Below are 2,241 nucleotides of genomic sequence, written 5' to 3'. Positions count from 1 at the left end.
GGACCTGGCCGTCCCGACCGCGAGCGGCCGGACCCGCAACGCGTCGTCGGCCTCGACGACGCCCGGCGTGAGCGGCTCGAGGCTCAGGGTCACCGAGCCGGCGGCCGGGTTGCCCTGGAAACGCCCGTCGACATCGAGGGCGCGCCAGCCCGTCTCCTCGTAGACCTCGAGGTCGGGAAACGGGGCCAGTCGCTCGACCGACGCGCCCTCGCCCGGGGGTGGCTCCGGCATCACGGGCGGCCCCGGCGTGACAGGTGGCTCCGGCGTGGCGGAGTCGCACGCGGCTAGGCAGACGGCGAGAGTGAGGAGGACGAGGCGCACGGGTCGAGGGCGAGCGCAGAGGGGGTTAGCCTATCCGAGCGACGGATACCATCCACGAACGTCTCCCCCGCCCTCGATCGTGCGGAGCCGCGTCGGACGGCGCGCGTAGGCACGGACACGCGCCCTCGACGCCCATGACCGACGCCCTCCAGTACGCCCAGGACCACGCCGACCGCTTCGTCGACGAGCTCAAGGCGTGGCTCCGCATCCCCTCCGTCTCGACCGATTCCAACCACGACGCCCAGACGCGACGCGCGGCCGACTGGCTGGCCGACAACCTGCGCGACGCCGGCCTCGAGGCCGTCGAGGTCGTGGACACGGCGGGCCATCCGGTCGTGCTCGCCTCGCACCACGTCTCCGACGACGCCCCGACGGTCCTGGTCTACGGCCACTACGACGTCCAGCCGCCGGACCCGATCGAGCTGTGGGACCACGACCCGTTCGAGCCCGTCGAGGTCGACGGCGATCTGGTCGCGCGCGGCGCCGCTGACGACAAGGGCCAGGTCTTTATGCACGTCAAGGCCGCCGAGGCCATGCTGGGCACGTCGCGTTTGCCGGTCAACCTCAAGCTCTTGGTCGAGGGCGAGGAGGAGATCGGGAGCAAGCACCTGCCGGACTTCCTGCGCGAGCACCAGGACCGGCTCAAAGCCGACGTCGTGGTCGTCAGCGACACGGCCCTCTTCGCGCCCGGCGTCCCGTCGATCGCGTACGGCTTGCGCGGGCTGGCCTACGTCGAGGTCGAACTGCAAGGGCCGTCCAAGGATCTACACTCCGGCGTCTACGGCGGCGGTGTCGAGAACCCGATCAACGCGTTGGCCCGGATGATCTCCGATCTCCACGACCACGACCACCGCGTCACCGTCGAGGGCTTCTACGACAACGTCATCGACCTGACCGACGACGAACGCCAGGCGTACCGCGACCTACCGTTCGACCTCGAGGCCTGGAAGAGCGAGGCCGGCGTGAGCGCGACCAAGTCCGAGGGGGACTTTTCCGTCCTCGAGGGGACATCGGGACGGCCGACGTTGGACGTCAACGGGATCTGGGGCGGCTACACCGGCGAGGGCGCCAAGACCGTCCTGCCGTCCAAGGCGACCGCCAAGATCTCGTGCCGACTCGTGCCGGGTCAGACGCCGGGCGAGATCACGGACAAGCTCCGGGCGCACTTCGAAGCGCACGTCCCGGACACGATGACCTTGACGTTCCGCAACTTGCACGGCGGCCACGGCGTGATCGTGGACCGCGACGCCCCGGCCATGCGGGCGGCGGCCACCGCCCTCGAGGGCGTCTTCGGCCAACGGCCGCACTTTACCCGCGAGGGCGGCTCGATCCCCATCGTGGCCGACTTCAAAAAGATCCTCGGCCTGGACACCGTCCTGATGGGCTTCGGCTTGGATTCCGACTCGATCCACAGCCCCAACGAGCGGTTCGGCCTGGACCGGTTCCACCAAGGCATCGAGGCCTCGATCCGGTTTATGGACGCGTTCGCGGGGCAAGAGGTTTGAGGCGAGGGGCGATGGACTCGAAGCGGACGGCGCGAGGGCGCCTGTCCCTCGTCCTATGCCTCTTGCCCGTTGTCCTCCTGGCCTGCACCGCCGAGCCCAACGCGCCCGCGGTCACGCCGGACTCGGACACGCTCGCCGCTCCGGCCGCCCTCGAGGACGCGCTCAGCCGCCTCGGCCTCGAGGGCGAGGTCCTGGACGCCGAGGGCGAGACCTACGCGATGGTCGCCCTCCCCGGCGTGACGCTCCAATGGGCCGACGCGCGGGGGACGGTGCTCAACCACATCTTGGGTCCCGTCGCCGACGGTGGGACAGCGGGCTCGCACTTCCACCCGCGCGCATCGAGCCCGGCGTTCGGGATGATGCCGCCGGGGACCGTCACGCGCCAGCAGTACGCCGACCCGCGCCTGCTGATGGT

Annotated in this window: 2 protein-coding genes and 1 pseudogene; 2 read left to right on the top strand and 1 reads right to left on the bottom strand. The window is 70.6% G+C overall.

Annotated elements, in window-relative coordinates:
- Nucleotides 1–321, bottom strand: a pseudogene (locus WBA11_RS14410) (hypothetical protein); the annotation flags it as partial.
- A 134-nt stretch (nt 322–455) separates the two neighbouring features.
- On the opposite strand from WBA11_RS14410, the gene WBA11_RS14405 reads away from it, so the two are divergent.
- Both WBA11_RS14405 and WBA11_RS14400 read left to right on the top strand, forming a co-directional pair.
- The gene (locus WBA11_RS14405; RefSeq protein WP_424521364.1) at nt 456–1,826 is read left to right on the top strand and encodes a dipeptidase; all 1,371 of its coding nucleotides are present in this window, start codon (nt 456–458) and stop codon (nt 1,824–1,826) included.
- Nucleotides 1,827–1,888: 62 nt separating this feature from the next.
- Nucleotides 1,889–2,241 (top strand): hypothetical protein (locus WBA11_RS14400; RefSeq protein ID WP_424521363.1); only part of this gene is annotated, 353 nt, incomplete at its 3' end.

It is taken from the genome of Rubrivirga sp. (assembly GCF_049648075.1).
In the GTDB taxonomy this organism is placed as follows: domain Bacteria; phylum Bacteroidota; class Rhodothermia; order Rhodothermales; family Rubricoccaceae; genus Rubrivirga.
Note: the sequence above shows the minus strand (reverse complement) of the source record. Positions and strands in the feature narration are given on the sequence as shown.